General features: G+C 68.7%; 24 protein-coding genes. 6 read left to right on the top strand and 18 right to left on the bottom strand.

From position 1 onward, the window contains the following. Window positions 1–84: 84 nt before the first annotated feature. From N803_RS09360 to N803_RS09350, 3 genes are read right to left on the bottom strand one after another with little or no spacing between them, the layout of a single operon-like run. On the bottom strand, window positions 85–1,185 hold the full coding sequence (locus tag N803_RS09360; RefSeq protein ID WP_035904364.1) for a CdaR family protein: 1,101 nt from the start codon (window positions 1,183–1,185) through the stop codon (window positions 85–87). A gap of 35 nt (window positions 1,186–1,220) precedes the next feature. Beyond that, window positions 1,221–2,207, bottom strand: coding sequence for an alpha/beta hydrolase (locus tag N803_RS09355; protein WP_211253485.1), 987 nt, complete (start codon window positions 2,205–2,207; stop codon window positions 1,221–1,223). A gap of 5 nt (window positions 2,208–2,212) precedes the next feature. Then, on the bottom strand, window positions 2,213–2,983 hold the full coding sequence (locus N803_RS09350; RefSeq protein ID WP_035904362.1) for an SDR family NAD(P)-dependent oxidoreductase: 771 nt from the start codon (window positions 2,981–2,983) through the stop codon (window positions 2,213–2,215). Window positions 2,984–3,028: 45 nt separating this feature from the next. Here N803_RS09350 and N803_RS09345 point away from each other — a divergent pair, with 45 nt between their 5' ends. Both N803_RS09345 and N803_RS09340 read left to right on the top strand, forming a co-directional pair. Next, window positions 3,029–3,814 carry an exodeoxyribonuclease III gene (locus N803_RS09345; protein WP_035904361.1) on the top strand — a complete coding sequence of 262 codons (786 nt, stop codon included), beginning with the start codon at window positions 3,029–3,031 and terminating at the stop codon, window positions 3,812–3,814. Then, window positions 3,814–4,683, top strand: coding sequence for an alpha/beta fold hydrolase (locus N803_RS09340; protein ID WP_035904360.1), 870 nt, complete (start codon window positions 3,814–3,816; stop codon window positions 4,681–4,683). Before N803_RS09345 ends, N803_RS09340 begins: the two co-directional genes overlap by 1 nt. Here N803_RS09340 and N803_RS09335 read toward each other — a convergent pair. The 6 genes from N803_RS09335 to N803_RS09310 all read right to left on the bottom strand — a co-directional run bounded on the left by N803_RS09335 (window position 4,680) and on the right by N803_RS09310 (window position 12,696). After that, window positions 4,680–4,931 carry a hypothetical protein gene (locus tag N803_RS09335; RefSeq protein WP_035904359.1) on the bottom strand — a complete coding sequence of 84 codons (252 nt, stop codon included), beginning with the start codon at window positions 4,929–4,931 and terminating at the stop codon, window positions 4,680–4,682. The two genes, N803_RS09340 and N803_RS09335, sit on opposite strands and share 4 nt — an antisense overlap. A gap of 305 nt (window positions 4,932–5,236) precedes the next feature. Beyond that, window positions 5,237–6,904 carry an MFS transporter gene (locus N803_RS09330; RefSeq protein ID WP_035904357.1) on the bottom strand — a complete coding sequence of 556 codons (1,668 nt, stop codon included), beginning with the start codon at window positions 6,902–6,904 and terminating at the stop codon, window positions 5,237–5,239. After that, window positions 6,885–7,580, bottom strand: a complete 696-nt coding sequence (locus N803_RS09325; RefSeq protein WP_035904356.1) for an LppX_LprAFG lipoprotein — start codon at window positions 7,578–7,580, stop codon at window positions 6,885–6,887. The genes N803_RS09330 and N803_RS09325 overlap by 20 nt, the downstream gene beginning before the upstream one ends. A gap of 30 nt (window positions 7,581–7,610) precedes the next feature. Continuing rightward, the gene (gene clpB / locus N803_RS09320) at window positions 7,611–10,178 is read right to left on the bottom strand and encodes an ATP-dependent chaperone ClpB (RefSeq protein WP_035904355.1); all 2,568 of its coding nucleotides are present in this window, start codon (window positions 10,176–10,178) and stop codon (window positions 7,611–7,613) included. Between the two features lie 88 nt (window positions 10,179–10,266). Beyond that, the gene (locus tag N803_RS09315) at window positions 10,267–11,850 is read right to left on the bottom strand and encodes an LCP family protein (protein ID WP_052112093.1); all 1,584 of its coding nucleotides are present in this window, start codon (window positions 11,848–11,850) and stop codon (window positions 10,267–10,269) included. 30 nt (window positions 11,851–11,880) lie between these two features. After that, entirely contained in the window at window positions 11,881–12,696 is an 816-nt protein-coding gene (locus tag N803_RS09310; protein ID WP_052112092.1) for an SGNH/GDSL hydrolase family protein, read from the bottom strand. A 204-nt stretch (window positions 12,697–12,900) separates the two neighbouring features. Here N803_RS09310 and N803_RS09305 point away from each other — a divergent pair, with 204 nt between their 5' ends. After that, the gene (locus tag N803_RS09305) at window positions 12,901–13,215 is read left to right on the top strand and encodes a hypothetical protein (protein ID WP_156969720.1); all 315 of its coding nucleotides are present in this window, start codon (window positions 12,901–12,903) and stop codon (window positions 13,213–13,215) included. A gap of 178 nt (window positions 13,216–13,393) precedes the next feature. Further along, complete coding sequence (locus N803_RS09300) at window positions 13,394–14,233, top strand: SGNH/GDSL hydrolase family protein (protein ID WP_035904352.1); 840 nt, start codon at window positions 13,394–13,396, stop codon at window positions 14,231–14,233. Between the two features lie 55 nt (window positions 14,234–14,288). Here N803_RS09300 and N803_RS09295 read toward each other — a convergent pair whose 3' ends face one another. The 9 genes from N803_RS09295 to dnaK form a co-directional block, all read right to left on the bottom strand. Continuing rightward, window positions 14,289–14,837: a gluconokinase gene (locus tag N803_RS09295; protein WP_211253484.1), complete on the bottom strand. Its 549-nt coding sequence runs from the start codon at window positions 14,835–14,837 to the stop codon at window positions 14,289–14,291. A 135-nt stretch (window positions 14,838–14,972) separates the two neighbouring features. Further along, a complete protein-coding gene (locus N803_RS09290; RefSeq protein ID WP_035904351.1) occupies window positions 14,973–16,085 on the bottom strand; it encodes a substrate-binding domain-containing protein in 1,113 nt (370 codons plus the stop codon). An 86-nt stretch (window positions 16,086–16,171) separates the two neighbouring features. Continuing rightward, window positions 16,172–17,422, bottom strand: coding sequence for a multiple monosaccharide ABC transporter permease (mmsB, locus tag N803_RS09285; RefSeq protein WP_035904350.1), 1,251 nt, complete (start codon window positions 17,420–17,422; stop codon window positions 16,172–16,174). Further along, window positions 17,419–18,960 carry a multiple monosaccharide ABC transporter ATP-binding protein gene (mmsA, locus tag N803_RS09280; protein WP_052112112.1) on the bottom strand — a complete coding sequence of 514 codons (1,542 nt, stop codon included), beginning with the start codon at window positions 18,958–18,960 and terminating at the stop codon, window positions 17,419–17,421. The genes mmsB and mmsA overlap by 4 nt, the downstream gene beginning before the upstream one ends. 305 nt (window positions 18,961–19,265) lie before the next feature. Next, window positions 19,266–19,553, bottom strand: coding sequence for a hypothetical protein (locus N803_RS09275; RefSeq protein WP_035904347.1), 288 nt, complete (start codon window positions 19,551–19,553; stop codon window positions 19,266–19,268). 206 nt (window positions 19,554–19,759) lie between these two features. Further along, window positions 19,760–20,236, bottom strand: coding sequence for a heat shock protein transcriptional repressor HspR (locus tag N803_RS09270; RefSeq protein ID WP_035904346.1), 477 nt, complete (start codon window positions 20,234–20,236; stop codon window positions 19,760–19,762). Window positions 20,237–20,238: 2 nt separating this feature from the next. Then, window positions 20,239–21,267 carry a DnaJ C-terminal domain-containing protein gene (locus tag N803_RS09265; RefSeq protein WP_035904345.1) on the bottom strand — a complete coding sequence of 343 codons (1,029 nt, stop codon included), beginning with the start codon at window positions 21,265–21,267 and terminating at the stop codon, window positions 20,239–20,241. Window positions 21,268–21,329: 62 nt separating this feature from the next. Continuing rightward, window positions 21,330–22,019 carry a nucleotide exchange factor GrpE gene (grpE, locus tag N803_RS09260; RefSeq protein ID WP_425402406.1) on the bottom strand — a complete coding sequence of 230 codons (690 nt, stop codon included), beginning with the start codon at window positions 22,017–22,019 and terminating at the stop codon, window positions 21,330–21,332. Then, window positions 22,016–23,926: a molecular chaperone DnaK gene (gene dnaK / locus N803_RS09255; protein ID WP_035904344.1), complete on the bottom strand. Its 1,911-nt coding sequence runs from the start codon at window positions 23,924–23,926 to the stop codon at window positions 22,016–22,018. Before dnaK ends, grpE begins: the two co-directional genes overlap by 4 nt. 196 nt (window positions 23,927–24,122) lie before the next feature. Between dnaK and N803_RS18315 the strand changes: the two genes are divergently transcribed. Both N803_RS18315 and N803_RS09250 read left to right on the top strand, forming a co-directional pair. Then, complete coding sequence (locus N803_RS18315) at window positions 24,123–24,269, top strand: hypothetical protein (RefSeq protein WP_156969719.1); 147 nt, start codon at window positions 24,123–24,125, stop codon at window positions 24,267–24,269. Window positions 24,270–24,385: 116 nt separating this feature from the next. After that, entirely contained in the window at window positions 24,386–25,591 is a 1,206-nt protein-coding gene (locus tag N803_RS09250) for a potassium channel family protein (RefSeq protein WP_084764322.1), read from the top strand. The last annotated feature ends 19 nt before the right edge of the window (window positions 25,592–25,610 follow it).

Below are 25,610 nucleotides of genomic sequence, written 5' to 3'. Positions count from 1 at the left end.
ACCGGCACATCCGGCAGCCGTGCGCACCTTGGCGGGTTTGCTCCGCCAGATGGCGGGTCGCCTCCGGCGAGCTGGGGTATGCCGTCAGCCCGCGTTCGCGGAGCGGCTTCCAGTGGGTGCCCGGCCGGGTTCGGGCGCCGGCAGCTCGAGGACGGTGGAGTCGCGCAGTCTCCAGAGCAGGTGCGCCAGTCCGAGGCGCGTGCGCCCGAAGCCGTCGAGCGGGTCGAAGCCGAGTGCGGTGGTCATCGCGTCGACGCGGGACTGCATCGTGCTGTGGTGCACCCCGCCGAGCCGCGCGGCCTGGCGCACGGAGCCGGCGCGCACGAGTGCATCGACGGTGGACTCACCCCACGGGATCCCCATGACGGGCTCGAGCAGGTCGACGTCGGCCAGCGGTGTCTCGGCCGGCGTGTCGACGAGGACGTCGACGAGCCCTCCGTAGTCGTCGGCGTCGACGCTCCGGACGGCCGGGGGTGAACACAGCCGGAGGGCGACGACGGCAGCGAGGAAGGAGCGGTGTAGCTGCGCCGGAACGGCGGCCGAGCCCGTGCCACGCGGGGTGCACTCGGGCGGCTCGGCGTCGGCGCGAACCACCAGGGCGTGAATGGGGCCGAAGGGTGTGGGCACGACGTCCTCGGGCACCTCTGGGTGACGCGCCCACGTCGCGAAGAGCGGTGCCGCGACGACGCGATAGCGCGCCGACGCCGCGAGCCCCAGCCGCGCTGCAGCCGAGAGCCGCTCGTCGACGGGCACCGATCCGTCGAGCAGGACACCCAGGGCGCGGCGCCGGTCCCCCGCCCTTCCACCGCCGTGGCGGACCCGGACCGACAGGGCCAGGCGTTCGAGGATGATCGCGTCGTTGGCGTGTGGCAGGCCGTCGCGCTCGAGCCAGACGGTCAGACCGGTCGCCGCCTCGACCGCGTTCGCCTCCGGACCCGCACCGAGCGCCGGCGGAATCGCGGAGGCCGGGGGCTCGGCGAGCTGAGCACGGGGGGTGACGCGCACGACCTGGCCAGAGCCTTCCCGGTGGAAGCCGGCGACGCAGCCGGCCAGCGACGCAGCCGCGCTGAGGAGCGCCCGCGTGTTGACGTTGCCCGCCACGAGCTCGTCGAAGCACGCGATCACGCGCAGGCCCTGGCTGGCGTCGGGGTCGAGGGCCGACAGACGCCCCAGCAGCTCCTGCATCGACCCATCACCACCTCGTCAGGGAGGTCTGGATTCTAGTCCGACACGATCCGCTCGAGCCATGCTTTGCGGGTCGCGATCATCCCCCGGGACAGCGCGGCGTGCTTGGCGAAGATGTCGAAAGCGTGGAAGCCGCCCGGCCACACGTGCAGTTCGGTGTCGATACCGGCGGACCAGAGCCGGCCGGCATACTCCACCGTCTCGTCCCGGAAGATCTCGACGGTTCCGACGTCGAGGAAGGCGGGCGGCAGGCCGCGAAGGTCTGTGGCGCGCGCAGGCGCGGCATACGCGCTCACGCCGTCGGTCCCGCAACGGTCTCCGAGCAGCGCGGCCCAGCCGGTCTCGTTGCTGACCCGGTCCCACACTCCGATGCCGTCGAAGAGCCTGGTCGACTCGGTGAGCCCGCGGTCGTCGAGCATGGGGTAGTCGAGAAGCTGCCCTGCGAGCCCTGGACCTTCACGGTCACGGGCCGCCAGCGCAAGGCCCGCCGCGATCCCGGCACCGGCGCTCGCCCCGGCCACCACCAGGCGGTCGCGGCGCACGCCGATCGATTCGGCGCGGGCAGCAGTCCACTCGAGCGCGGCGTAGCAGTCCTCGAACGGCACCGGATCCGGGTGCTCGGGGGCCAGCCGGTACTCGACGGTGACGAGCACGAGCCCCAACTGGTCGACCCAGTCGATGGCCAGGTCGAGCCCGCTGAAGCGGTCGCCGAACATGAAGCCACCGGAGTGCGCCACGACGACGCCGGGACGAGGCCCCGAGGCATGGCGCGGGGAGAGGACCGACACCTCGATCGTGTCTCCCCCATGACCGGGCAGCTCGTGGACGGCGAGGTCGATGGCACGGCCGCGCAGCATGTCCTCGATGGGTGGCGATGCGTACGACTGGCGCATGAAGCCGATGAGATCCGGCGTGATCGTCGGGGGAAACACACCACCGATGACGGCCAGGCCAGCCCGGAGCTCGGCGTCGATCCGAGGGCGCCGAGCAGCAGCCTCGCCCTCACCTCGCGTCGACCACATTTCGCTCAGTCGGAGCTGGGTCGGTGGGCTCGACGGGACCGGGACCGCACGAGCGGACGCGGGATGACGCGGAGGGCGGTGTAGAACGCCTTGTACTGGCGGCCGGGCACCGACACGACCTTGCCCTTGTCGACGTCCGCGAGCGCGTCGCGCACGAGTCGGGGAGCGTCGAGCCACATGAAGTCCGGGAGCTTCGACATGTCGAGGTCGGCACGCTCGTGGAACTCGGTGTGGGTGAAGCCGGGGCAGAGCACGGTCGCGGTGACACCGGTCCCGGCCAGCTCTGCCGCCAGGCCCTCGGTGAACACCGAGACGTAGGACTTGTTCGCCGAGTACGTCCCCGACGTCAGCAGCGACGCCACGGACGAGACGTTGATGATCGAGCCGCGCCCGCGTGCACGCATCGCGTTGCCGGCCGCGTGCGAGAGCACGAGGACGGCCCGGGCGAGGACCTCGAACACTGCCTCCTCGACCTCCACCTCGTTGTCGAGGAACGACTTCTTCAGCGAGTAGCCCGCGTTGTTGACGAGGATGTCGACGGGTGCGTCAGTGGAGGCCAGCCGATTGGCGACCCGACCGATGTCCTCACGCCGGGTCAGATCGGCCTGAAGCACCTCCACCTCCACCCCCTGTGCCTCCCGCAGTTCAGCCGCAAAGGCCTCCATGCGGGCGACGTCACGGGCGACGAGGACGACGTTGTCGCCGCGGGCAGCGAGCTGGAGGGCGAACTCGCGGCCAATGCCTGCGGTCGCTCCGGTCACGAGAGCGGTGGTCATGAGTGGAGCCTAAACACCCGGCATACCCACAAGTAGGGTGACGTGGTGCGCATCGCCACCTGGAACGTCAACTCCATCCGCTCCCGCATCGACCGCGTCGAGGCGTGGCTGCAACGCACGGACGTCGACGTGCTGGCCATGCAGGAGACGAAGTGCCGCGAGGACCAGTTCCCCTTCGACCGGTTCGAGGCGTTGGGCTACGAGGTCGCGCACCATGGGCTCAACCAGTGGAACGGTGTCGCCATCGTCTCGCGGGTGGGCCTCGAGGACGTGAGTCGCGGCTTCCCCGACCTGCCGCACTGGGGCGAGCCGGCCGTCGAGGAGGCTCGGGCGATCGGCGCGACCTGTGCCGGCATCCGCCTCTGGTCGCTCTATGTCCCCAACGGCAGGGCGCTCGACGACCCGCACATGGACTACAAGCTCGCGTGGCTCGACCGCCTGCGGGTGCAGACCGAGGCGTGGGCGGCGGAGCAGGTGCCGTTCGCTCTCATGGGTGACTGGAACATCGCGCCGCAGGACGAGGACGTCTGGTCGATGGAGTACTACCTCGACAAGAGCCACGTCAGCCCGCCCGAGCGCGCCGCTTTCCAAGCGGTTCTCGACGCCGGCGTCACGGACGTCGTGCGGCCGCACACGTCGGAGCCGGGCACGTTCACCTACTGGGACTACACGCGCCTCGCCTTCCAGAAGCGTCGCGGCATGCGCATCGACTTCATCCTCGCGAGCGACCCACTGGCGAAGCGGGTTCAGGGCGCGGCGATCGATCGCGAGGAGCGCAAGGGCAAGGGCGCGAGTGATCACGCGCCCGTCGTCATCGAGGTGGAGGCCTGATGGACACCGCCTCGCTGACCACCCGCACGCTGTCGATCCCCACGCCCGACGGGGCCGTGCTGCACGCCACCGAGTACACGCCGAACTCACCCCTCGCTCCGGACGCCCCGACGGTGGTCCTCGCCCACGGCTGGATCCTGTCCTCCGAGAACTGGGCCCCTGTTGTCAGAGAAGTGCTGTCGCACAGGGCTGTTCGTGCGATCACCTACGACCAGCGCGGGCACGGGCGCTCGACATGGGGATCGAGCGCGCCGAGCATCCCACTCCTCGGTGACGACCTCGCAACCGTCATCGCGGCCGTCTCCCCGACCGGACCGCTCGTTCTCGGCGGACACTCCATGGGCGGAATGACGGTCCTTGCGTATGCCGGCCAGCGGGCTGACGTTGTCCGTGACCGCGTGCGTGGGGTCGCCCTGGTCGCCACCGCCCACGATGTCAGCGACCGTCGGAACGTGCGCGCCGAGGCTGCGGCGATGGCGGTTGCTGCGCGAATTCCGTTGCTGCGCACCGGGATGGTCGTCCCGGGAGCCATCCTCACGCGGCTGAATTTCGGCGAGAACCCGCCCGCCGAGGGGGTGCACGAGGCTGGGCGCCAGATGTCCCGGGCGTCGCTGCAGGCCTTCGGCCGCTACTTCCCCGCCATCCGGGACCTCGACGAAGCCCGGGCACTCGAGGTGCTCGCCGAGGTGCCGACCCACGTCGTGGTCGGCGCGAAGGATCGGATCACCCCGGCGAGGTGGTCACGTGCGCTGCACGCCGGCATACGGGATTCGCGTTTGACCGTGCTGCCCGGCCGCGGGCACATGCTCAACTACGAGGCGACCGACGTCGTCGCCGACGCACTCATCGAGTTGGTCGACGGCTCCTAGAGCGCCTCGCCCGCACCGAAGGTGTGGAGCAGGACGTTCAACGCACCGATGGCTCCGTTCGGCCCGGTCGTGAACTGCGCCTGACGCGGGTCGAGCGCAACGACCGAGCCGTCCCCGACGACCGTCGTGCCTGTGGACGCCACGCGGACCGCAGTGTTCTCACCCAGTCCCCACGCCGTCTGGCCGGGCTCGAGCCGACCGACGTCGTAGAGCTTGCCCCAGCGGTAGTCGAGCGTCAGGGACGGCACCAGCGAGGCGTCGACGAGGCCGAGCCCTCGGACCCAGTTGCCGTCTCCCGCACGGAAGTTCGCGATCGCTTCGTCCTCATAGTTCGTCCTCGGCCTGGCCTACCTTGCCGCGATGCCGGCCCTTCTCGGAACCTCGGGTGGGTCGCTCACCCTGCGGTTCGCGGCTGGCCTCGCGGCATTGACGGTGTGCTGTGCCGCCGTCGCCGCCGGGGCGCGAGCGGCTCTCACCGGCTGGTCACCATCAACCCCTGTCGACAACACTTTTCGTCCAATAGGTCACAAAGTGTCGACGCGCATTTCGTGACCTATGGGTCGGAAAGTGTCGGGTCAGGACTGGTGCGGGTGCGGCCGAGGGCGACCGAGCCGAGGGCGCCGACGGCCGCAGCAATCGCTGCTCCGCGGAAGACCCACTCGACCTGCACGACCGCGGCGTCGAGCAGGGCCTGCCCGTCGGTCTGGTCGGGCAGCGCGGCGACGGCGGCGTAGTACTGGTGCAGCCCGATCGCCGTGAGTAGTGCCAATCCGGCGACCATGCCGACCATCCGGGCAACGACCACGAGCGCACTGGCGGTGCCATGGGCGTCCTCGGGTGAGTCGGCAAGGGCGGCGTTGTTCACCGGTGCAAGCGCCAGGCCGATGCCGAACCCCACGAGGGCCAGCACGACCGTCGAGGTCCATTCGGCCAACGACCCGCGACCCCACGTCGACATGACGACGAGTCCGACGGCGGCGAGGGCCAGTCCGACCCCGCTCACGAGCCCATCACCGAGGCGCCGCAAGGACCAGCCGCCGATGAGGGCGCCGACAGGCACCGCCACGAGGAAGCGGACGAGGACGAACGCCGCCACCGTCTCGCTCTCGGTGTGGACGAGGCGGGCGAGCAGAGGCACGTCGACGATGACGGCGACGAGGGCGATACCGACGCAGAGCGACACGAGCAGCGACCAGCGCGTCCTGCCCACCACCACCCCCCGTGGCACGAGCGGAGTCCCGGCCCGGCGGTGGTGCAGCAGGTAGAGACCGGCGAGGACCGCCGCGACCGGCAGCAGCGCGAAGCCGAGCGGGCCGACGATCTCCTTCTCCGGGTTGGCCGCGGCGAAGGTCAGGACGATGCACCCGAGGGCGCCGCCCAGCAGCAGGGCACCGAGCAGGTCGGCCCGGCGCAGCACCGGCCATGCGCCGCGCACCCACAGTGCGACGGCCAGAAGCAACAGGGCCAGCGCGAGGACGCCGATCGGCGTCATGAGCCGCGACGTCGAGTCGCCGAACGGCACGAACGGCACCCCGAGCGACACCGACGTCACGAGCGACTCGGGCGCGGCGAGCGCGAGCCAACCCACGACACCGGCCACGAGCGAGACCGCTACGGGCAGCGCGCGGGGGCGGGCCGGCATACCTCCGCCGGTCGCAACGACCGCGAACGCCAGGGCGACTCCCAGAACAGCGTTGAGCCAGAAGATCGCCCGCCAGTCCGCCACGGCGAGCACCGCCGCGCCGAGAACGGGTCCGAGCACGGACCCGAGCTCCTGCACGGCCCCCACGACTCCGAGGGGTGTGCCTCGCCGGTCGGCCGGCCACAGCTGGGCGACGATCGCCAACGTCGCCGGGACCAACCCACCGCCGCCGACGCCCTGGATGACGCGTCCGGCGACAAGCACCGGCAACTCCACCGCGAGCGCCGTGATGGCCGAGCCGACGACGAAGATCGCGAGACAGCCAAGCAGAACCCGTTGTCTCGCAGTGAGATCCGCGAGTCGGCCGATGAGCGGCAGCACCGCAATGTAGCCGAGGAGGAAGCCGGAGATGATCGGCGTCGCGCGCTGGAGCGAGTCGATGCCGATGCCGACGCCCGACATCATGTCGGTGAGTGCGAGCACGACGACGTACGTATCGGCTGCCGCGAGCGCGACCGCCACGGACGCCGTCGCGAGCAGGGCCCTGGGGCGAGCTGCCCTACGGGCGGGTGATGTCAACGGTCTTCCCGTAGTCCTTCAGGCGCAGCGTGTAGGTCGAGGTGGTGCCGGCGAAGAACGGCCCCGTGAGGGTGGCGAGCTGCAGCTTGTTCCCTTCGGCGATGCCATAGGTGACCTGGAACTCGCTCGTGCCGTCGCCGAGATTGAGCAGGTCCTTGATGCGGGCGCCGGGGAGGGTGCCGGAGTACTGCTGGAGCACCGTGGCTCCGTCACGCACCTTTTCACCGACACCGGGGTTCATCGTCTCGGTGAGGAGCGAGGAGATGCCCTTGTCGGGGTGGAAGAAGTTCGACGGGTTGGGTGCCCCGAGGTCGGCGAGGTTCGTCGGGTTGTAGGTCGGCGTGAAGAACTTCATGTATGCCGCGTCGCCGATCGTGATGACTTCGGCCGCTCCGCTCACGCCCTTGATCGTGGCGGTGACGCTGCCCTTGAACTTCGGCTCGGTCGCGCTGATCTCACCGGTGCCGAGGGCGCCGGTGACGCCGTTCTCGGTCTGGGGGACGTCCTTGCTCGACAGCTGGAGGCCGACGAACTTCGCCTCGTCGAAGACCTTCTTGGCGGCGGCGAGATCCTCCTTCGGATTCATCGTGGCGGCAGGCTCGTCGCCACCGCCGCATCCGGTGAGAAGGACGGCGGCCAGAGAGAGGGAACCGGCCAGCAGGGCGCGTCGTCGCATGGCGCACACCCTACTGGCCGGTCCGGGCCGTCAGCGCAGGGTGAGACCGTCCTCATCCCGGTCGACGGTGACGGTCTGTCCGTCGCGGACCTCGCCGGCGAGGAGGGCGCGCGCGAGGCGGTCACCGATCTCCTTCTGGACGAGGCGACGGAGCGGACGAGCGCCGTATGCCGGGTCGTATCCGGTCTCGGCGAGCCACTCGCGTGCCGCGTCGGTCACCTCGAGATCGATGCGACGGTCCTTGAGACGCGTGCCGAGGGCACGCACCTGCAGCTCGACGATGTGGGCGAGCTCGTCGCGGGTCAGCGGGTCGAAGATGACGATCTCGTCGAGCCGGTTCAGGAACTCCGGCTTGAAGGACGTGCGCACCGCGGCCATGACGGCCTCACGCTTGGCATCCGGATCGAGCGTCGGGTCGATGAGGAACTGGCTTCCGAGGTTGCTCGTCATCACGAGGATGACGTTGCGGAAGTCGACCGTGCGGCCCTGCCCGTCGGTGAGCCGACCGTCGTCGAGGACCTGCAGCAGGATGTCGAAGGTTTCGGGATGGGCCTTCTCGACCTCGTCGAGCAGGACGACGGAGTACGGACGGCGGCGGACGGCCTCGGTGAGCTGGCCGCCCTCCTCGTGCCCGACGTAGCCGGGAGGGGCTCCGATGAGGCGAGCCACGGCATGGCGCTCGGAGTACTCGGACATGTCGATGCGGACCATGGCGCGCTCGTCGTCGAAGAGGAAGTCCGCGAGCGACTTGGCCAGCTCGGTCTTGCCGACACCGGTCGGGCCGAGGAAGAGGAAGCTCCCGGTCGGCCGGTCCGGGTCGGCGATGCCGGCCCGGCTGCGGCGCACGGCGTCGGCGACGGCCTCGACCGCGCTCGATTGACCGATGAGGCGCGAGCCGATGATCGACTCCATCGAGAGGAGCTTCTCGGTCTCGCCCTGGAGGAGACGTCCGGCGGGGATGCCGGTCCACGCCGAGATGACCTCGGCGATGTCGTCGGCGCCGACACGCTCCTTGACCATGAGATCGGCGCCGTGGTCCTCATCCGCTGCGTTCTCCACGGCCTCGGCGAGCTGCTTCTCGAGCTCGGGGATCTCGCCGAACTCGATACGACTCGCGGTCTCGAAGTCGTACTCGCGGCGCGCCTTCTCGAGGCGCGTGCGCGCCTCGTCGACCTGAGCCTTGAGGTCACCGACGCGGTTGAGGCCGGACTTCTCCGACTCCCACCGGGCGTTGAGCGCGCTGAGCTGCTCGGACTTGTTGGCGAGGTCCTCACGCAGCCGAGCGAGGCGCTCGACGGAGGCGTCGTCGGTCTCGCGCTCGAGGTGGAGCTCCTCCATCTTGAGGCGGTCGACAGCGCGACGGAGCTCGTCAATCTCGACCGGGCTGGAGTCGATCTCCATGCGCAGGCGGGATGCGGCCTCGTCCACGAGGTCGATGGCCTTGTCGGGCAACTGGCGGCCGGTGATGTAGCGGTCGCTCAGGGAGGCAGCAGCCACGAGCGCGGCGTCCTCGATCTCGACCTTGTGGTGCGCCTCGTAGCGCTCCTTGAGGCCACGCAGGATCGCCACCGTGTCCTCGACGGAAGGCTCACCGACGAAGACCTGCTGGAAGCGGCGCTCGAGCGCGGGGTCCTTCTCGATGTGCTCCCGGAACTCGTCGAGCGTCGTCGCGCCGACGAGTCGCAGTTCGCCCCGCGCGAGCATGGGCTTGAGCATGTTGCCGGCGTCCATGGCCGAGTCGCCGGTGGCGCCCGCACCGACGACGGTGTGGAGCTCGTCGATGAAGGTGACGATCTGGCCGTTGCTCGCCTTGATCTCCTCGAGGACGGCCTTGAGCCGCTCCTCGAACTCGCCGCGGTACTTCGCCCCGGCGACCATCGCACCGAGGTCGAGGCTGATGAGGCGCTTGTCGCGCAGCGACTCCGGCACGTCGCCGTCGACGATGCGCTGGGCGAGGCCCTCGACGACAGCGGTCTTGCCGACGCCGGGTTCGCCGATGAGGACGGGGTTGTTCTTGGTCCGGCGCGACAGGACCTGGACGACGCGACGGATCTCCGAGTCGCGTCCGATGACCGGGTCGAGCTTGCCCTCGCGGGCGGCGGCTGTGAGATCGGTTCCGTACTTCTCCAGCGACTCGCTGCCACTCTCCTGGGTCTCCGACGTCACCTTGCGCCCGGCGCGCAGTTCGTCGATGCGGGCCTCGACGGCTTTGGCCGCGGACGGGTCGACGCCCGGCACCGCGCCCTTCTCGACGAGAGCGAGGAGGAGCAGGTCGGTCGCGAGGTGGGTGTCGCCCTTGGCTGACATGAGGGTGCTCGCCTGCTGGAGCACACCCAGCACAGCCTGCCCGAACGACGGTGAGGCGGTGCTGGAACCGGAACTCACCGGCATACGGGACAGCGCGGAGCGCGCGGCCGAGGCGACGGCGGGGGCGGAGGTTCCGGCAGCCTCGAGGAGCGCCGGGGTCGACGTCTCCGGCTGCTCGGCGAGGGCCAGAGCGAGGTGGTCGGGGGTGATCTCGGGGTGACCGGACGCCTGCGCCGTCCGCTGGGCGAGCGCGAGCGCCTCGGCGACCTTCGTCGTCGGGGTCAGATCCATTGCTGAGTTCTCCTGAGGGTCGTGAAAGGCACGGATTCATCAGGTCCAACGACCACAGAGTTGAGTTGATTCCGCTCAACTCTGTGGTTCAGCAGGCGGTGCTGATGTCCTCCACCTCGTCGGTCGGCTGTGTCGGTGTCGGCGAGCTCGAGTCACTCGGGCTGGGCGTCGAACTCGGCGCGCTCGTCTCGGACGCCGGGGGCGGCGGGTTGAGCGCGTCCTGGACGACATCGCGGATCTTCGCGTAGTCGGGATTGGTGACCTTCACGACCTGGTTCGTGATCGGCAGGCTCCGGATCGACCCCGAGTCCTGCAGGGTCCCGACGAGTTGAGCCCAGGCGGGCAGCTCCGACTGCGGAATGTCGACCGCGACGTTGTCCTTGACGACGTCGGCCAGCGCCGGATAGTTGCGCAGGAGCGCCACCGGGTCGGCCTGGTTGAGGATGGCGGCGGTGACGCAGCGCTGGCGCCGCATGCGGTTGAAGTCGTCGCTGCCGGCACGCGAACGGGCGTACCAGAGGGCAAGGTTTCCGTTGAGGTGCTGCTCCCCCGGCTCGATCCACTTCTCGATGCCGTGGGCGAAGACGATGCGACCGTTCTTGAGCTGACAGTCGACGCAGACCCGCTCCTTGACGTTGATGTCGACGCCGCCCATCGCGTCGACGAGGGCGCGGAAGCCCTGGAGGTTGACGACGAGGGTGCGGTCGATGTCGAGGCCGAGGATCTCGCCGATGACGTCACGAGTCGAGGTGAGGCCCGGGTTGTCGTCGCCGGCGAAGAGGGCCGGGTCCTGCTCGGCGTGATCCGTCGCGAGCGTCCAGATGCCGTTGAGCAGGCACTCGTCGCCGCAGTCGTAGCCGTTGGGATAGAGCTTGCTCAGCGGGTTCGACGAGGGAATGGGCGCGTGCTCGAGGTTGCGCGGCAGGCTGAAGAGCACGGTGTCACCCGACTCGGTGTCGATGCTCGCCACCATCATCGAGTCGGTGCGCACGCCGATCCGGTCGTCACCGGCGTCGGACCCGAGCAGCAGGATGTTGACGCGCGGCTGGTCGGCCCACGCGTTCGCCTCGACGTCGTCGTTGTTGCCATTGCCGGTGAGGACCGTGATGACGTCGTGCTGGATCGTGAGGTAGCGGACCGCCGTCGCTGCCGGAGCGACGATCACGGCGCAGCAGATGGCCGCGAAGAGAGCGCGCCAACCCCTGCCCGGGCCACCGGGTGTCGTCTCGCGGGCCGTCGTGAGGATGCCGAAGCACCACAGCAGCGCCCCGACAATCGTCGCGACGAGCAATCCCATGAGGAGACCGGGGCGCACCGCGAGATCGAGCGCGGCCACGACGAAGCCCTTGCGCCACGCATAGAAGAGGGCGAGGGCCCCCAGGAGCAGGGCACCGAGGAACAGGACCAGGCCCAGGCCGCGACGTCGAGTGGGGATGAGACCGGCACCGGGGAGGAGGGTGCTCAGTGCGGTGAGGCCGACGTAGCGCCCTGACCCACCGCCGCCACCGCCGTGGATGCGCGGGGCCCGCGTGTCCCACTCGTCGTAGTCGTCGTCCCGGTCGTTGTCGTCGTCGTCCTGGTCGTCGTAATCCTGGTCGCCGGACTCGTACGTGAACTCGTGGTCCGCGTCGTCGTCGCGACGGGCACTGTCGCCGTCATGGTGGATGGGCACGACTCACATCATGCCGCCGGGAGGGCGGGTTCACGCCGAGGGCAGAGAACTCACAGCCAGATCGTTGCCGACGTCGAACCACGGGAAGGCCGCCGCGGGCCGGACCGGAACCGTCCACTTGGGCGTGACGAGCTCACGTCTGGACGCTCCCGTTGCCCACCGGGCGATGTGCGGCGCGGCGTGGTCCCGCCACCACTCGAACTCGTCCGCGATGACGCGTCCACGGCGCGGGGGCTGCGGCGGGCCGAGGACGGGCGGGGCCGGCTGCGGTGCCAGTCCGAGCAGCGTGCCGACCTGGGCGGCGAGGCGCTCGTGGCCCAGCGGCGAGGGGTGCACGCGGTCGCCGGCCCACAGCCGTCGGTCCCGCCACTCGTTCCGGGGCGAGACATCGGCGACAACGGCACCCCGGTGATGGGCGATCTCGCGAAGGTTGCTGTTGAGCTCCCGCACCCTGGCCCGCAGCGGCCCGAGGAACGGCGAGCCACTGATCTCGAAGCCCGTGAAGACGATGAGGGTCGTGGTCGTCACCGCGAGTTGGGCGAGCGCCTCGTCGATGGGCGTGAGGACCCGGTCGAGGTGGAGTCGCGGCCGCAGGATGTCGTTGCCGCCGGCCCAGATCGTCACGATGTCGGGCTTCATCTCGAGCGCGGCCGGGACCTGCTCCTGCGCGACGTCCCAGGCGGTCTTGGCGCGCAGCGCGAGGTTCGCGTACTCGGTCGTCGGATCCGTCGCCGCGAGCCGGGCGGCCACGAGTTCGGCCCACCCGCGGAGCCCGTTGGGCCAGGCCGGATGCGGGTCGCCGACGCCTTCGGTGAGTGAGTCGCCGAGCGCGACGAACCTGGGCACGAGCGCACGGTATGCCGCCCGCCCACCTCCGCAGTGTCGTCACGTTGACGAGTTGCGAACCATCGAGCGAACAACAGCCACACCAACACTCCGGGATCTGACGTTCAAGGATGAAACACCGGGGCGATGCCACACTGTCAGGGTCCGAGTCATCTCGACGAGAATCAGGAACGCGGAGGAAATATGAACCTTGGTCGATTCGCCATGGCTGCGCTGACCAGCGCCACAGCAACAGGAATGCTGCTCGTCCAGCCCGCGAGTTCGCAGGCAGCAACCACGGACTACTCGACATGCCAGTACAGGGTCACGAAGCACGTGACGTTCACGTACAACAAGGGTGGTGGGCGCGGGACCGGGACGGGAGTCACGTATCCGGGGATGTACCTCAACGTCAGCACCTTTTCGATTCGGAAGCACGATCCCAACAGGTGGGGGCGTCTGTACTTCTCAAACAAGGAACTGTTCAAGGGTGATGCGGGGATTCCTGTCCACGCCCTCGACTACCTCAAGTGCTGGTAACCGAACGATCACCAAGACCGGAGGGGCAGCCGTGCATTTGGCTGCCCCTCCGGCAACCTCGTGGCCAGCTGCCTCGCAGATGACCATGTCGTGACGCCCGCGCAACGGGCGGGACAACAACGGGCGCAACAGTGCGCGGTTGTTGCTGTGCGACCCCCCTCATAGTGAACATGTCCACATGCACCCCGGTCGTTTCGTCGCCATCGGAGACTCCTTCACCGAGGGTGTTGGTGACCCGAACCTGCACTACCCCAACGGTTTTCGTGGGTGGGCGGACCGGATGGCGCGCCAACTGGGCCGCGCCGACCCTCGCTGGGAGTACGCCAACTTCGCCATCCGCAGCAAGGTCCTCGACCAGGTGGTGTCCGACCAGCTCGACGACGCCCTCGCGCTCTCTCCCACGCACGTGTCGTTCTATGCCGGGGGCAACGACATCCTGTCGCTCCGCTCGGATCTCGACGCGCTCATGGAGCGCTACGAGGCCGCCCTCACCCGGCTCACCGGCAGCGGCGCACACGTCCTCGTCTTCACCGCCTTCGACATGAAGACGACTGCACTCCTCGACCCGCTGCTGCGTCGGGTCCAGACCTTCAACGACGCCGTGCGTGACCTCTCCGCCACTCACGGCGCAACGCTGCTCGACCACACGCTCATGCGGGAGTACGAGGACCGCCGGCTCTGGGCGCCCGACAAGATCCACATGAATCGGTTGGGGCACAAGCGGATGGCGGCGTTCGTGCTGCGCGAACTCGGCGTGCCACACACCCTCAAACTGCGCGAGCTCGACGACTGGGAGCCACGCGGCTGGCGCCGGGCCCTGCGCGATGAGGGACGGTTCCTGCGCACCGAGGTCGCACCGCTGGTGCGGCGTCGCCTCACCGGCCGCTCCGAGGGTGACTTCGCCCATCCCAAGTGGCCGGACCCCATTCGCCCGGCGGACGGCATGAAGAGGCTGGCCCGCGAGCGCGCCCTCGCCCGAACTTTCCCGCCCGAAGTGGGTTCCTCTCACCTCGCCTGATCACGGCGGTCAGGCGGAGTGAGAGAAAGCCACTTCAGGCGGCGGGTCCCACGGTCTACGTGGGCAAGTTGAGCCAGGTGAGGGCTTCGTCGATCAGCTCGTCCGGCGTGTGGCGCAGGTCGAGCACGACCCCACTCTCATCGGGGTCGAGTGCCTCGAGAGTGTCGAGCTGGGACTGCAGGAGTTCCGGCGGCATGAAGTGCCCCTTGCGTCCCTCCATCCGCGAGGCGATGACCTCGGCCGGACCGTCGAGGTGGAGGAAGTCGAGCGAGTCCAGCCCTTCACGCAGCCGGTCGCGATAGACCCGCCGCAGCGCCGAGCACGTGATGACCGTCGACTCCCCCGCTGCCGCCCGCTCCCGCATCCACGCGTTGAGCGCCTCGAGCCACGGCCACCGGTCCTCGTCCGTGAGCGGCGTGCCGGCCTCCATCTTCGCGATGTTCGCAGCGGGGTGGAACTCGTCCGCCTCCCCGAACACCCACCCCGTCCGCTCGGCGATGCCCTCCGCGATCGTCGACTTGCCCGACCCCGACACCCCCATGACGATGACGTGGCGTTGCTGCCCCTGTCCCAGCTGGCCGGACTCCGGTGTCGACTCACTCATCCCGGCAACCTACCGACGAAGGTGCGCCGAGGCACGGAAGGTGGGCGGACGGCATACCGGGAAATGACCTCGACCCCGCCACCCACGAGGGGTGACGGGGTCGAGAACCCGAACGACCGGGGAACCGGCCTCAGCTCACTGGGTGAGCTTGGACAGGGTCGGGTCGTTGGCGTAGGCCTCCTTGGCGTTCGCCTTGGTGACGATGAGCGGCTTGAGCAGGTTGGCCGGGACCACCTTGACGCCGTTGTTGTACGACTTGTCGTCGTTGATGGTCGGCTTCTCACCCTTCTGGAGGGCCTGGACCATCGCGATCGTCTCCTTGACGAGGTTGCGGGTGTCCTTGTTGATCGTCGAGTACTGCTCACCGGCCATGATCGACTTGACCGACTCGACCTCGGAGTCCTGACCGGTCACGACGGGAAGCGGCTTCGCGGCGGCCTTGACCGAGGTCATGATCGCGCGGGCCAGCGTGTCGTTCGGGGAGAGGACGCCGTCGAGCGTGGCCGAGGCGTAGGACGCCGACAGCAGCGTGTCCATGCGCTTCTGCGCGTTCTCGGCCTTCCAGCCCTGGGTGACGGCCTGCGTGAACTGCGTCTGACCGGAGACGACCTTGAGCGTGCCGTCGTCGATCTTCGGCTGGAGCACGCTCATCGCGCCGTCGAAGAAGACCTTGGCGTTGGCGTCGTCGGGCGAACCGGCGAACAGCTCGATGTTGTAGGGGCCGTTCGGCTTCTTGGCCTTCATGCCCTCGAGGAGCGCGTTGCCCTGGAGCACACCGACCTGGAAGTTGTCGTAGGCGACGTAGTAGTCGACTGCGTCGGTGTTGAGCAGCAGGCGGTCGTAGGCGATGACCGTCGCGCCGGCGTCCTTGGCCGCCTTGACCTGGGTGCCGAGCTGGCTGCCGTCGATCGCGCCGACGACGATGACCTTGGCGCCCTTGGTGACCATGGACTGGATCTGGTTCTGCTGCTCGCCGACACCACCGTTGGCGAACTGCACGTCGGCCTTGAAGCCGGCCGCGGCGAGGTCGTCCTTGAAGAGGTTCTCGGCGAGGACCCAGTTCTCCGACGTCTTCTGCGGGAGCGAGACACCGATGAGCGAGTCGGCGGGGAACCCGCCGGTGGCCCCGGTGGAGCTTCCAGTGCTCGTGTCGCCACTGGTGGAGCCGGTGTCGTCGGAGCGGCCGCAGCCGGTCAGAGCGAGCGCGGCGACGGCGGTGGCCGCCATCACTTTGGTGAGGGAACGCATGTCGTCTCTTTCTTTCGTATGCCGTGACGGACCCGGGGCGGTGACGTCACCTTTGTGCGTATTCAGTTGTGCTGCAGTCGAACTCGTCAGGATTCCTGCTTGGCGGTCTCGGTCGTCTCCTGGGTGGCTCGTCCACCGAAGTTCTTGAAGAGGAGTCCGGTGAGGGAGCGGCGGCCCTGCGACTTGTTGTAGACGTCGAAGGCGACAGCGGCGAGGAGGACGAGGCCCTTGATGATCTGGGTCATGTCGGCGCCGACGCCGAGCAGCTGGAGTCCGTTGTTGAGGACGGCCATGACGAGACCACCGATGACGGCCCCGACCACGGTTCCGACACCACCGGTGACGGCGGCGCCACCGATGAACACGGCTGCGATGGCGTCGAGCTCCCAACCGACACCATCGAACGGGCCGGAGGCGTTGGAGCGGGCGACGAACATCATTCCGGCGAGGGCGGCGAGGATCGACATGTTCATCATGACGAGGAAGTTGACCCGCTTCGAGCGGACACCGGACAGCTCGGCGGCGTGCCGGTTGCCACCGACCGCGTAGATGTGGCGGCCGATGATCGTGCGGGTCGAGATGAACCCGTAGATGAGGACGAGGACACCGAGGATGAGGGCCGAGATGGGCACCGACGTCCCCGGGCGGCCGGAGGCCATGAGGAGGGCCGTCGCGAGGATGGCCGCGCAGATGAGGACGAGGCGGACGGTGGCGACGACGCCCGACTCGACCTCGGCGCCGATCCTGCGCTGGTTGCGGCGGTTGCGCAGGACGCCGAACACAATGACGGCGCAGACGAGCAACCCGATGAGCACGGTGAGGTTGTTGTAGCCCGTGTCGGGGCCGACCTCGGGCAGGTAGCCGGCGCCGATCCGCTGGAAGTCGGCGTCGACGGGGACGGTGATGGACTTGCCGACGTACTGGTTGGCGCCGCGGAAGATGAGCATGCCCGCGAGGGTGACGATGAACGCCGGGATGCCGACGATGGCGACCCAGAAGCCCTGCCACGCGCCGACAAGGGCACCGACGACCAGGCCGAGGAGGATGCCGACCCACCACGGGATGCCCCAGTCACGCATGGCGATGGCGACGACGATCCCGGCGAAGGCAGCGACCGAGCCGACCGAGAGGTCGATGTGTCCGGCGATGATGACGAGCACCATGCCGATGGCCATCACGAGGATGTAGCTGTTGCCCTGGAAGATGTTGATGACGTTGGTCGCCTCCAACATCAGCCCGCCGGTCTTGATCTGGAAGAAGACGAGGAGGAAGGCGAGGGCGAAGACCATGCCGAACTGGCGCAGGTCGCCCCCGAAGATCTCCTTGAGCTTGTTCATGCGGCGTCCTTGGGGGTGCTGGAAGGCGTTGAGCCCGTCGTCTTGGTCATGAGCCGCATGAGCGACTCCTGGTCGGCATTGTCCTTGTCGAGGACACCGGTGATCCGACCCTCGCTGATCGTGTAGATGCGGTCGCTGAGCCCGAGCAGCTCGGGCAGTTCGGAGCTGACGACGATGACGCCCTTGCCCTGGCTCGCGAGGCGCTGGATGATCCCGTAGATCTCGTACTTCGCGCCGACGTCGATGCCTCGGGTCGGCTCGTCGAGGATGAGCAGGTCGGGGTCGGTGAAGAGCCACTTCGCGAGGACGACCTTCTGCTGATTGCCGCCCGAGAGCTTGGCCACGCCGTAGTCGACCGACGGAGTGCGGGTCCGCAGCGCCTGTCGGTAGTCCTCGGCCGCTTTGTGCTCGGCGCGGCGGTCGATGACGAAGTTGTGGGCGATCTTCTTGAGCTTGGCCGAGACCGTCGTCGACTTGATGTCGTCAAGGAGGTTGAGGCCGAGCGTCTTGCGGTCCTCGGTGAGGTAGCCGATGCCGGCGTCGATGGCTGCGGGCACCGAGCGCAGGTCGACGCGCTTGCCGTTGAGGGTCATCTCGCCACTGAGCCACGTGCCGTAGGAGTGGCCGAACAGCGAGCGCATCAGCTCGGTGCGACCCGAACCCATGAGCCCGGCGAAGCCCACGATCTCGCCGCGACGGACGAAGAACTCGGACTGCTTGGCGACGAGACGCTCCGGAACCTGTGGGTGGGCGACGGTCCAGTTCTTGACCTCGAACATCACCTCGCCGATGTCCGGCGTGTGGTCGGGGAAGCGGGACTCGAGCGAGCGACCGACCATGCCACGGATGATGCGGTCCTCGTCGACAGCCCCCTCGCGCACGTCGAGCGTCTCGACGGTCTGGCCGTCGCGGATGATCGTGATCGCGTCGGCGATCGCTTCGATCTCGTTGAGCTTGTGGCTGATCATGATCGACGTGATGCCCTTGGCCTGGAGGCCGCGGATGAGGTCGAGGAGGTGGCGCGAGTCCTCCTCGTTGAGGGCCGCGGTCGGCTCGTCGAGGATGAGCAGCTTGACGTCCTTGGACAGAGCCTTGGCGATTTCGACGAGCTGCTGCTTGCCGACGCCGATGTTCTTGATCGGGGTCTCGGGGTCCTCCTCGAGGCCGACGCGTGCGAGGAGGTCACGGGCGCGGTTGTTCGTCGAGACCCAGTCGATGGCGCCGCGCCTGGTCTCCTCGTTGCCGAGGAAGATGTTCTCGGCGATGGAGAGCTCGGGGATGAGCGCCAGCTCCTGGTGGATGATGACGATGCCGGCGTGCTCGGAGTCGCGGATGTTGTTGAAGGTGACGTCGGCGCCGTTGAACCGGATCGTGCCGTCGTAGCTGCCGTGCGGGTGCACACCGGACAGCACCTTCATCAGGGTCGACTTGCCTGCGCCGTTCTCACCGCAGATGGCGTGGACGTCGCCTCGCCGGACCGTGAGGGTGACGTCGGAGAGGGCCTTCACACCGGGAAAGGTCTTGGTGATGCCCGTCATCTCCAGGATGGGCGCCGAATCGGCCACATCGTCTCCTCGTCGAGTCACTCACCGGGGACCTCACTGGCCCCGGTGAGGCGATGCTAGACCCGCGACCTGTCGATCCCGCCACCTTGACGACGGGACGCACTGGCTTGTCCGGTGGACAAGGACAATCGGACAAAAATGCCCCTTTCGCCGCGTGACACCGGGGTGACGTAATGACAAGGACCGGTCAGCCCCAACCGACTTCTTGCCCTCTTGGGACACGCAGAGCGGGCCTTCGGCCCCGCGACCGTGTCCCAAGAGGGCAAGAAGTCGAGACACTAGCGTGAGGAACCGGTGGGATCGGGGTCGTACCACCCATCGTGTTCGGCAGCCAACGCGGCGAACCGACCACGCAGCCCACCCTCAGCCTGTCCACCCTCGGCTTCTCCGGAAGTGCCCACCGCCTCCTCGACGACATGCACAGCCCACTCGTGGTCCTCGGAATCGTCTTCGCCCGCATGCGCGACCCGGAGGACCCGCACCTCGGCGAAGCCCTCGTCGTCCAGCTCCTGGGCGATCTCCTCGGCCACCTCACGGTCCGGGAAGAGAAGCAGGTGCTCGGTCATGGCACTCGAGTATGCCGTCCGCCCACCTCGGTCACGCCGCACCCGCGGGCCCCACTGAGGGTGAGATGGGAGGTTCGTCACCTGACAAGAAGCGCGAGACGACCAGTTCTGCTCGAGGCGACCAGTTGCAGGTGGTCGCCTCGAAGAGAAGTGGTCGTCTCGAGGCTGGCCGGGGCGCGGGCGCGGCAATCAGGAGCCAGCAGCCGTCAGGGGCGCCAGAGGACGAGGGCCTGCGAGGCAGAGGCCACACCAGGCGATGCACCCGGACGTCGCCGGGGTCGCTCGCCCAGTCGGCTGGCGAGGATCTCGCCACTCGGGCCGACCGAGAACACGCGCGCCCCGCCGGCAGCCGCGGCCGCAAGGCGCAGTCGTTCGGCCTCGCGTGTCATCTCTGCGAGGCGCGACTCGAGGGCACTGACCTGTCCCTCGAGTTCGAGGATGCGGGCAATGCCGGCGAGGCTGATGCCCTCGTCCTGCGAGAGGCGCTGCACCTCGCGGAGGAGCTCGACGTCGCGGGTGGAGTAGCGACGGCCACCCCCACGCGTGCGCGAGGGTGTGACCAGACCGAGCCGGTCGTACTGACGCAGCGTCTGCGCGTGCATCCCCGCCAGCTCGGCCGCGACCGAGATGACGAACACGGGTGCGTCGTCATCCGGTCGCGGCCGACGCTGACGGGGAGCCATGGTCAGGCCCGTGCCCGGTCGGCGAGCTCGGCCCGCGGGTCGAACCCGTCGGCCTCGGCCTGCAGGACCTCGACGGCCTCACGAGCCTTGTCGGACAACGCTTCCGGAACGATGACCTGCACCTTGGCGAGCAGGTCGCCGGCGGCCGACTTGCCCGGGACGCCCCGACCCTTGAGGCGCAGCACGCGCCCGGACGGAGTGCCGGGTGCGATGCGGACCTTGACGCTCGAGCCATCGAGAGTGGGGACGGCCACGGTCGCACCAAGTGCGGCCTCGGCGAACGTCACCGGCAGCTCGATCGTGAGGTTGTCGCCGTCCCGGCCGAAGACCGGGTGCTTCTCCACGGACACGGTGAGCATGAGGTCGCCGGCAGCCGCTCCGGGTTCGCCGGGCTGGCCCTTGCCACGCAGACGAATCTTCTGGCCGTCCTTGACCCCCGCCGGGATGCGCGCGTTGATCGTGCGCCCCTCGGCCGTGCGGAGGGTCACGGTCGAGCCCTCGACCGCGTCCCGGAACGGGAGCGTCGTCGTGGCCTGGACGTCGGCACCCTTGCGCGGACCGCGGGGGGCGCCATAACCGGCATACCCCGCCTGTCCACCGCGGGCACCGCCAGCGGCACCGCCGAACATCTGCGCCAGGAGGTCGTTGATGTCCTCTCCGCCGCCGCCGTAGGGCGAGCCGCCCCCGGTGTCGAAGCGCACGCGCGAGCCGCCACCGCCGCCACCGAAGGCACTGAAGATGTCGTCGAAGCCACCCGCACCGCCGTGCCCGCCCGCCGTGAATCGCGCTCCGCCGTGCGCCATCTGGCGGACCGCGTCGTACTCCTCACGCTGCTTGGGGTCGGACAGGACGGAGTTGGCCTCGCCGATGTCCTTGAACTTCTGCTCGGCCGCCGCATCACCCGGGTTCTTGTCCGGGTGATGCGTGCGGGCGAGCTTGCGGTACGCCTTCTTGATCGCGGCCGCGTCGGCGTCCTTGGAGACGCCGAGGATCGCGTAGAAGTCCTTCTCGAACCAGTCCTGCTGAGCCATCAGCGCCTCCTCTCAGGCATCGTATGCCGTTGTGGGACAACGGCTTTCGGCGTGCGTTGCGATCACTCCGGGTCTGCGACCGCGACCCGCGCGGGGCGGATCACGTGGTCACCGGAACGGTATCCGGGCTGGAGCACCTGGACGACCGTCGTGGCCGTCGCGTCGCTCGGCAGCTCCGGGTTGGAGGCGTCCCACGCGGCGTGCATGAGCGCCTCGTGCTGCATCGGGTCGAAGGCCTCGCCCACGGAACCGAAACGCGCCAGGCCGAACTTGCCGAGGGTGCCCTCGAGCTTGTCGGCGATGGCCGCGAACGGACCGTCGGTGAGGTCACCGTGGTCGCGCGCCAGCTGGATGTCGTCGAGGACCGGCAGCACCGTCTCGAGAACGTCACGCACCGCGCGCTCCTGGACCGCGGCACGGTCCCGGTCGACGCGACGCTTGTAGTTGACGTACTCCGCGTTGAGGCGCTGGAGGTCCTCGAGCCGCTGGGCCGCGAGCGCGGTGTCGGGGTGCTCGGTGGCGTCCCCGGTGCCGGTGCCCGCCGCGGGGGCGGTGGCCCCGGCCGTGTTGCCGGCCGGAGCCACCTCCTCACCGTCGTTGGCCGACTCGGTGTTGATCGCGTCGTCGGCCTCGTCGGTGACCGCGTCAGTCTCAGAGACTGCCTCGTCCTCGACCGGATCGTCCACGATCTCGCCGTCGAAGACCTCGTCCGCACCCGGCATACCGGATTCGGGGTTGCGAGGGTCGGTCACTTCTTGTCCTCGGTCGCGTCGTCGTCCTCGACGACCTCGGCGTCCACGACGTCAGAGTCATCATTGTCCTGGGCGCCAGCCTGCTCGGCGCCGTCGGAGGCCTCGCCACCGGGCACGTCGCCCGACTCGCCCTGCTCGGCCGCCTGGGCGTAGAGCGCGGCGCCCATCTTCTGGGACTCCTCGTTGAGGGTGTCGATCTTGGCCTGGATCTCGTCGCGGGAGAGCGTCGACTCCGGCTTGATGGCCTCCTTGAGGTCGGCGAGCGCGTCGTCGACGGGCTTGCGCGCGTCGTCGGTGAGCTTCTCGCCCGACTCGCTGAGGAACTTCTCGGTCGAGAAGACGAGCGACTCGGCCATGTTGCGGGTCTCGGTCTCCTCGCGGCGCTTCTTGTCCTCCTCGGCGTGGGCCTCGGCGTCCTTGACCATGCGCTCGATCTCCTCCTTGGACAGCGCGCTGCCGCCCGAGATGGTGATCTTCTGCTCCTTCCCGGTGCCGCGGTCCTTGGCCGTCACGTGGACGATGCCGTTGGCGTCGATGTCGAAGGTGACCTCGACCTGCGGCACGCCGCGCGGGGCGGGGGCGATGCCGGAGAGCTCGAAGGTGCCGAGCGCCTTGTTCTGCTGAGCGATCTCGCGCTCACCCTGGAAGACCTGGATCAGCACGGACGGCTGGTTGTCCTCGGCGGTCGAGAAGACCTCGGAGCGCTTCGTCGGGATGGCGGTGTTGCGCTCGATGAGCTTGGTGAAGAGCCCACCCTTGGTCTCGATGCCGAGCGAGAGCGGCGTGACGTCGATGAGGAGGACGTCCTTGCGCTCACCCTTGAGGACACCGGCCTGGAGGGCCGCACCGAGGGCGACGACCTCGTCGGGGTTGACGCCCTTGTTGGGCTCCTTGCCACCGGTGAGCTGCTTGACGAGGTCCGCGACCGCGGGCATGCGGGTCGAGCCACCGACGAGGACCACGTGGTCGATGTCGGAGACGTTGATGCCGGCGTCCTTGATGACGTTCTCAAACGGCTTCTTGGTGCGGTCGAGGAGGTCCTTGGTCATCTGCTCGAACTGGGCGCGGGTCAGCGTCTCGTCGAGGTGAATGGGGCCGTTCTCGCTCATCGAGAGGTACTGCATCGAGATGTTGGTCGAGCTGGCCGAGGAGAGCTCCTTCTTGGCCTGCTCGGCGGCGTCGCGCAGACGCTGCATCGCGATCTTGTCCTTGGACAGGTCGACACCGCTGGTGTTCTTGACCGTCGTGAGGAGGTGCTGGACGACGCGGTCGTCCCAGTCGTCACCACCGAGCTGGTTGTCGCCGGAGGTGGCGCGCACCTGGATCGTGGCGAAGCCGTCCTCCGGGTCCTTGCCGACCTCGAGGAGGGAGACGTCGAAGGTGCCACCACCGAGGTCGAAGACGAGGATGAGCTCGTCCTCCTTGCCCTTGTCGAGGCCGTAGGCAAGGGCTGCCGCGGTCGGCTCGTTGACGATGCGCAGGACGTTGAGGCCCGCGATCTCACCGGCCTCCTTGGTGGCCTGACGCTCGGCGTCGTCGAAGTAGGCGGGGACGGTGATGACCGCGTCGGTGACGGGCTCACCGAGGTAGGACTCGGCGTCGCGCTTGAGCTTCTGGAGCGTGCGGGCGCTGATCTCCTGGGCGGAGTACTTCTTGCCGTCGATGTCCTCGCTCTTCCAGTCGGTGCCCATGTGGCGCTTGACGGAGCGGAGGGTGCGGTCGGCGTTCGTCACGGCCTGACGCTTGGCGATCTCGCCGACGAGGACCTCGCCGCTCTTGGAGAAGGCGACGACGGACGGGGTGGTGCGACCGCCTTCGGCGTTCGCGATGATCGTGGGCTCGCCACCTTCGAGGACGGCGACGGCGGAGTTGGTGGTTCCGAGGTCGATACCGACTGCACGGGCCATGTGTAGGTCTCCTTGTGTGTGCTGGGTTGAGTTGCCTGCGCTCAAGTTAGAACGGCGTATGCCGGGTGGCAAATTCGTGCGTCCAAACTTGCGTTCACTCGACTCAACTCTTGGACCCGGCGAGATGTTCCCGAAGGGGGTGACACGGTGCCGTTGAAGCCTCTGGCTGTCGGTGGCGGGTCATAGCGTCGGCACCATGGCAGAGAAGGTGGCGAGTCGTCGGCTGCGGGTGGTTCGCGCGCAGGCCACTACTCCGCCTCGCGACCAGGACGCCGTCCGCGAGGCGTACTGGGCCCAGGTCCGCTCGCTCCGTGACGAGCGAGCCCGGCTGCGCGCCGGCTGACCCGGGCGCGGCTCGCAAGCCTCATCCGGGCACGCGGGCGCGCGGCTGATACGTCGCGGGGCGAGCGGACGGCATACACCGTCTGGATTGCGTGAATCGCACCGCACGACGACCGCATGAGCGGGACCATGAAGGATGGTGTGCTGCCGCGCGGGACTCGGGAACGGCTGATGCGAGCCCGGCTGCGGCGCGCGCTCCGCCGGCCGTTCCGGTCGCTCACCGACCTGCCGATCGCACGACGGGTCGGATTCCACCTGCGCCGGGTCGGTGGCGATCTCGACCTGCACTTCTTCCGGAACCTGCTGCGCGCCCTCCTCGGATTCGTCTTCTTCGCGGCCCTGCTCGTGACCCTCGTCGAGGAATCCAAGCGCTCCCTCGGAGGGCTCGGCGCAAGCGTCTACTGGGCCGTGACGACGGTCATCGGCAGCGGGGACGCGGGCTATCCGAGCAGCCCAGCGGGATTCCTCGTCGGGTGGCTGCTCTCGTTCTTCGGCGTCGCGATCGTCGGCGCCCTGACCGCCGCATGCGTCGGCTTCGTCATCGATTTCCTGCTCAAGGAGGGACAGGGCATGGGCTCAGCAGGCTTCACCGACCACATCGTCGTCTGCGGATGGAATTCCACTGCGCGCGAACTCCTCGAGGAGCTCAAGGGGGACGAGTTCACGAGCCGCGTGGTGGTCATCCACGACTCCGACTCCAACCCGGCCGGCTCGGGTGCGTACTTCGTCAAGGGCGACGTCACCAACGACGACGACCTGGAGCGTGCCGGCATCCGCGACGCAGCGGCGGCGATCGTCTTCCCCCGAGACGCGAGCAACGACGCCGATATGCGCTCCATCCTCACCGTGCTCGCCATCGAGTCGATGGCACCAGGCGTCCGGACCGTCGTCGAGGTGAACAACCCCAAGCACGTCGAGCACTTCGAGCGTGCCAAGGCCGACGAGATCCTCGTGACGTCGAGACTCGCGTCCAGGCTCCTCGCCCGATCGGCCCTCTATCCGGGGCTCGCCACGCTCGTCACCGACCTCGTGTCCGGGGGTGACGGATCGGAGCTCTACCGGGTCGCGCTGCCGGACGACGTCGCCGGCTCCACGACGGACGAGCTCTCCACCAGGCTTCGCGCTGAGCACGCCGCGACCCTCCTGGCCGTCGTCCGCAACGGCGTCGGCATCACCAACCCCGGGAGCGACTTCCGAGTGGCAGCCGGCGATCACGCCATGGTCATCGCTGAGAGCCTTGGCACGATGAGCCCGACGGAACCGTCCGCTACGGCGGAACCCACGCCCACACCGGTCACGGCGAACGCCACGGGTCTCGCCTGAACTCTCCCCGAAGCCGTCC

The sequence above is a fragment of the Knoellia subterranea KCTC 19937 genome (assembly GCF_000768685.1).
Taxonomy (GTDB): domain Bacteria; phylum Actinomycetota; class Actinomycetes; order Actinomycetales; family Dermatophilaceae; genus Knoellia; species Knoellia subterranea.
The sequence above is the reverse complement of the archived record's forward strand: the minus strand, read 5'-3'. Positions and strand labels throughout refer to the sequence as shown.

Bases quoted from the DNA above. Each gene is read 5' to 3' on its own strand.
- N803_RS09360 (WP_035904364.1), bottom strand. From the start codon at position 1,185: ATGCAGGAGCTGCTGGGGCGTCTGTCGGCCCTCGACCCCGACGCCAGC.
- N803_RS09355 (WP_211253485.1), bottom strand. From the start codon at position 2,207: ATGTGGTCGACGCGAGGTGAGGGCGAGGCTGCTGCTCGGCGCCCTCGG.
- N803_RS09350 (WP_035904362.1), bottom strand. From the start codon at position 2,983: ATGACCACCGCTCTCGTGACCGGAGCGACCGCAGGCATTGGCCGCGAG.
- N803_RS09340 (WP_035904360.1), top strand. From the start codon at position 3,814: ATGGACACCGCCTCGCTGACCACCCGCACGCTGTCGATCCCCACGCCC.
- N803_RS09325 (WP_035904356.1), bottom strand. From the start codon at position 7,580: ATGCGACGACGCGCCCTGCTGGCCGGTTCCCTCTCTCTGGCCGCCGTC.
- clpB (WP_035904355.1), bottom strand. From the start codon at position 10,178: ATGGATCTGACCCCGACGACGAAGGTCGCCGAGGCGCTCGCGCTCGCC.
- N803_RS09305 (WP_156969720.1), top strand. From the start codon at position 12,901: ATGGCTGCGCTGACCAGCGCCACAGCAACAGGAATGCTGCTCGTCCAG.
- N803_RS09300 (WP_035904352.1), top strand. From the start codon at position 13,394: ATGCACCCCGGTCGTTTCGTCGCCATCGGAGACTCCTTCACCGAGGGT.
- N803_RS09295 (WP_211253484.1), bottom strand. From the start codon at position 14,837: ATGAGTGAGTCGACACCGGAGTCCGGCCAGCTGGGACAGGGGCAGCAA.
- N803_RS09290 (WP_035904351.1), bottom strand. From the start codon at position 16,085: ATGCGTTCCCTCACCAAAGTGATGGCGGCCACCGCCGTCGCCGCGCTC.
- mmsB (WP_035904350.1), bottom strand. From the start codon at position 17,422: ATGAACAAGCTCAAGGAGATCTTCGGGGGCGACCTGCGCCAGTTCGGC.
- mmsA (WP_052112112.1), bottom strand. From the start codon at position 18,960: ATGACGGGCATCACCAAGACCTTTCCCGGTGTGAAGGCCCTCTCCGAC.
- N803_RS09275 (WP_035904347.1), bottom strand. From the start codon at position 19,553: ATGACCGAGCACCTGCTTCTCTTCCCGGACCGTGAGGTGGCCGAGGAG.
- N803_RS09270 (WP_035904346.1), bottom strand. From the start codon at position 20,236: ATGGCTCCCCGTCAGCGTCGGCCGCGACCGGATGACGACGCACCCGTG.
- N803_RS09265 (WP_035904345.1), bottom strand. From the start codon at position 21,267: ATGGCTCAGCAGGACTGGTTCGAGAAGGACTTCTACGCGATCCTCGGC.
- dnaK (WP_035904344.1), bottom strand. From the start codon at position 23,926: ATGGCCCGTGCAGTCGGTATCGACCTCGGAACCACCAACTCCGCCGTC.
- N803_RS18315 (WP_156969719.1), top strand. From the start codon at position 24,123: ATGGCAGAGAAGGTGGCGAGTCGTCGGCTGCGGGTGGTTCGCGCGCAG.
- N803_RS09250 (WP_084764322.1), top strand. From the start codon at position 24,386: ATGAGCGGGACCATGAAGGATGGTGTGCTGCCGCGCGGGACTCGGGAA.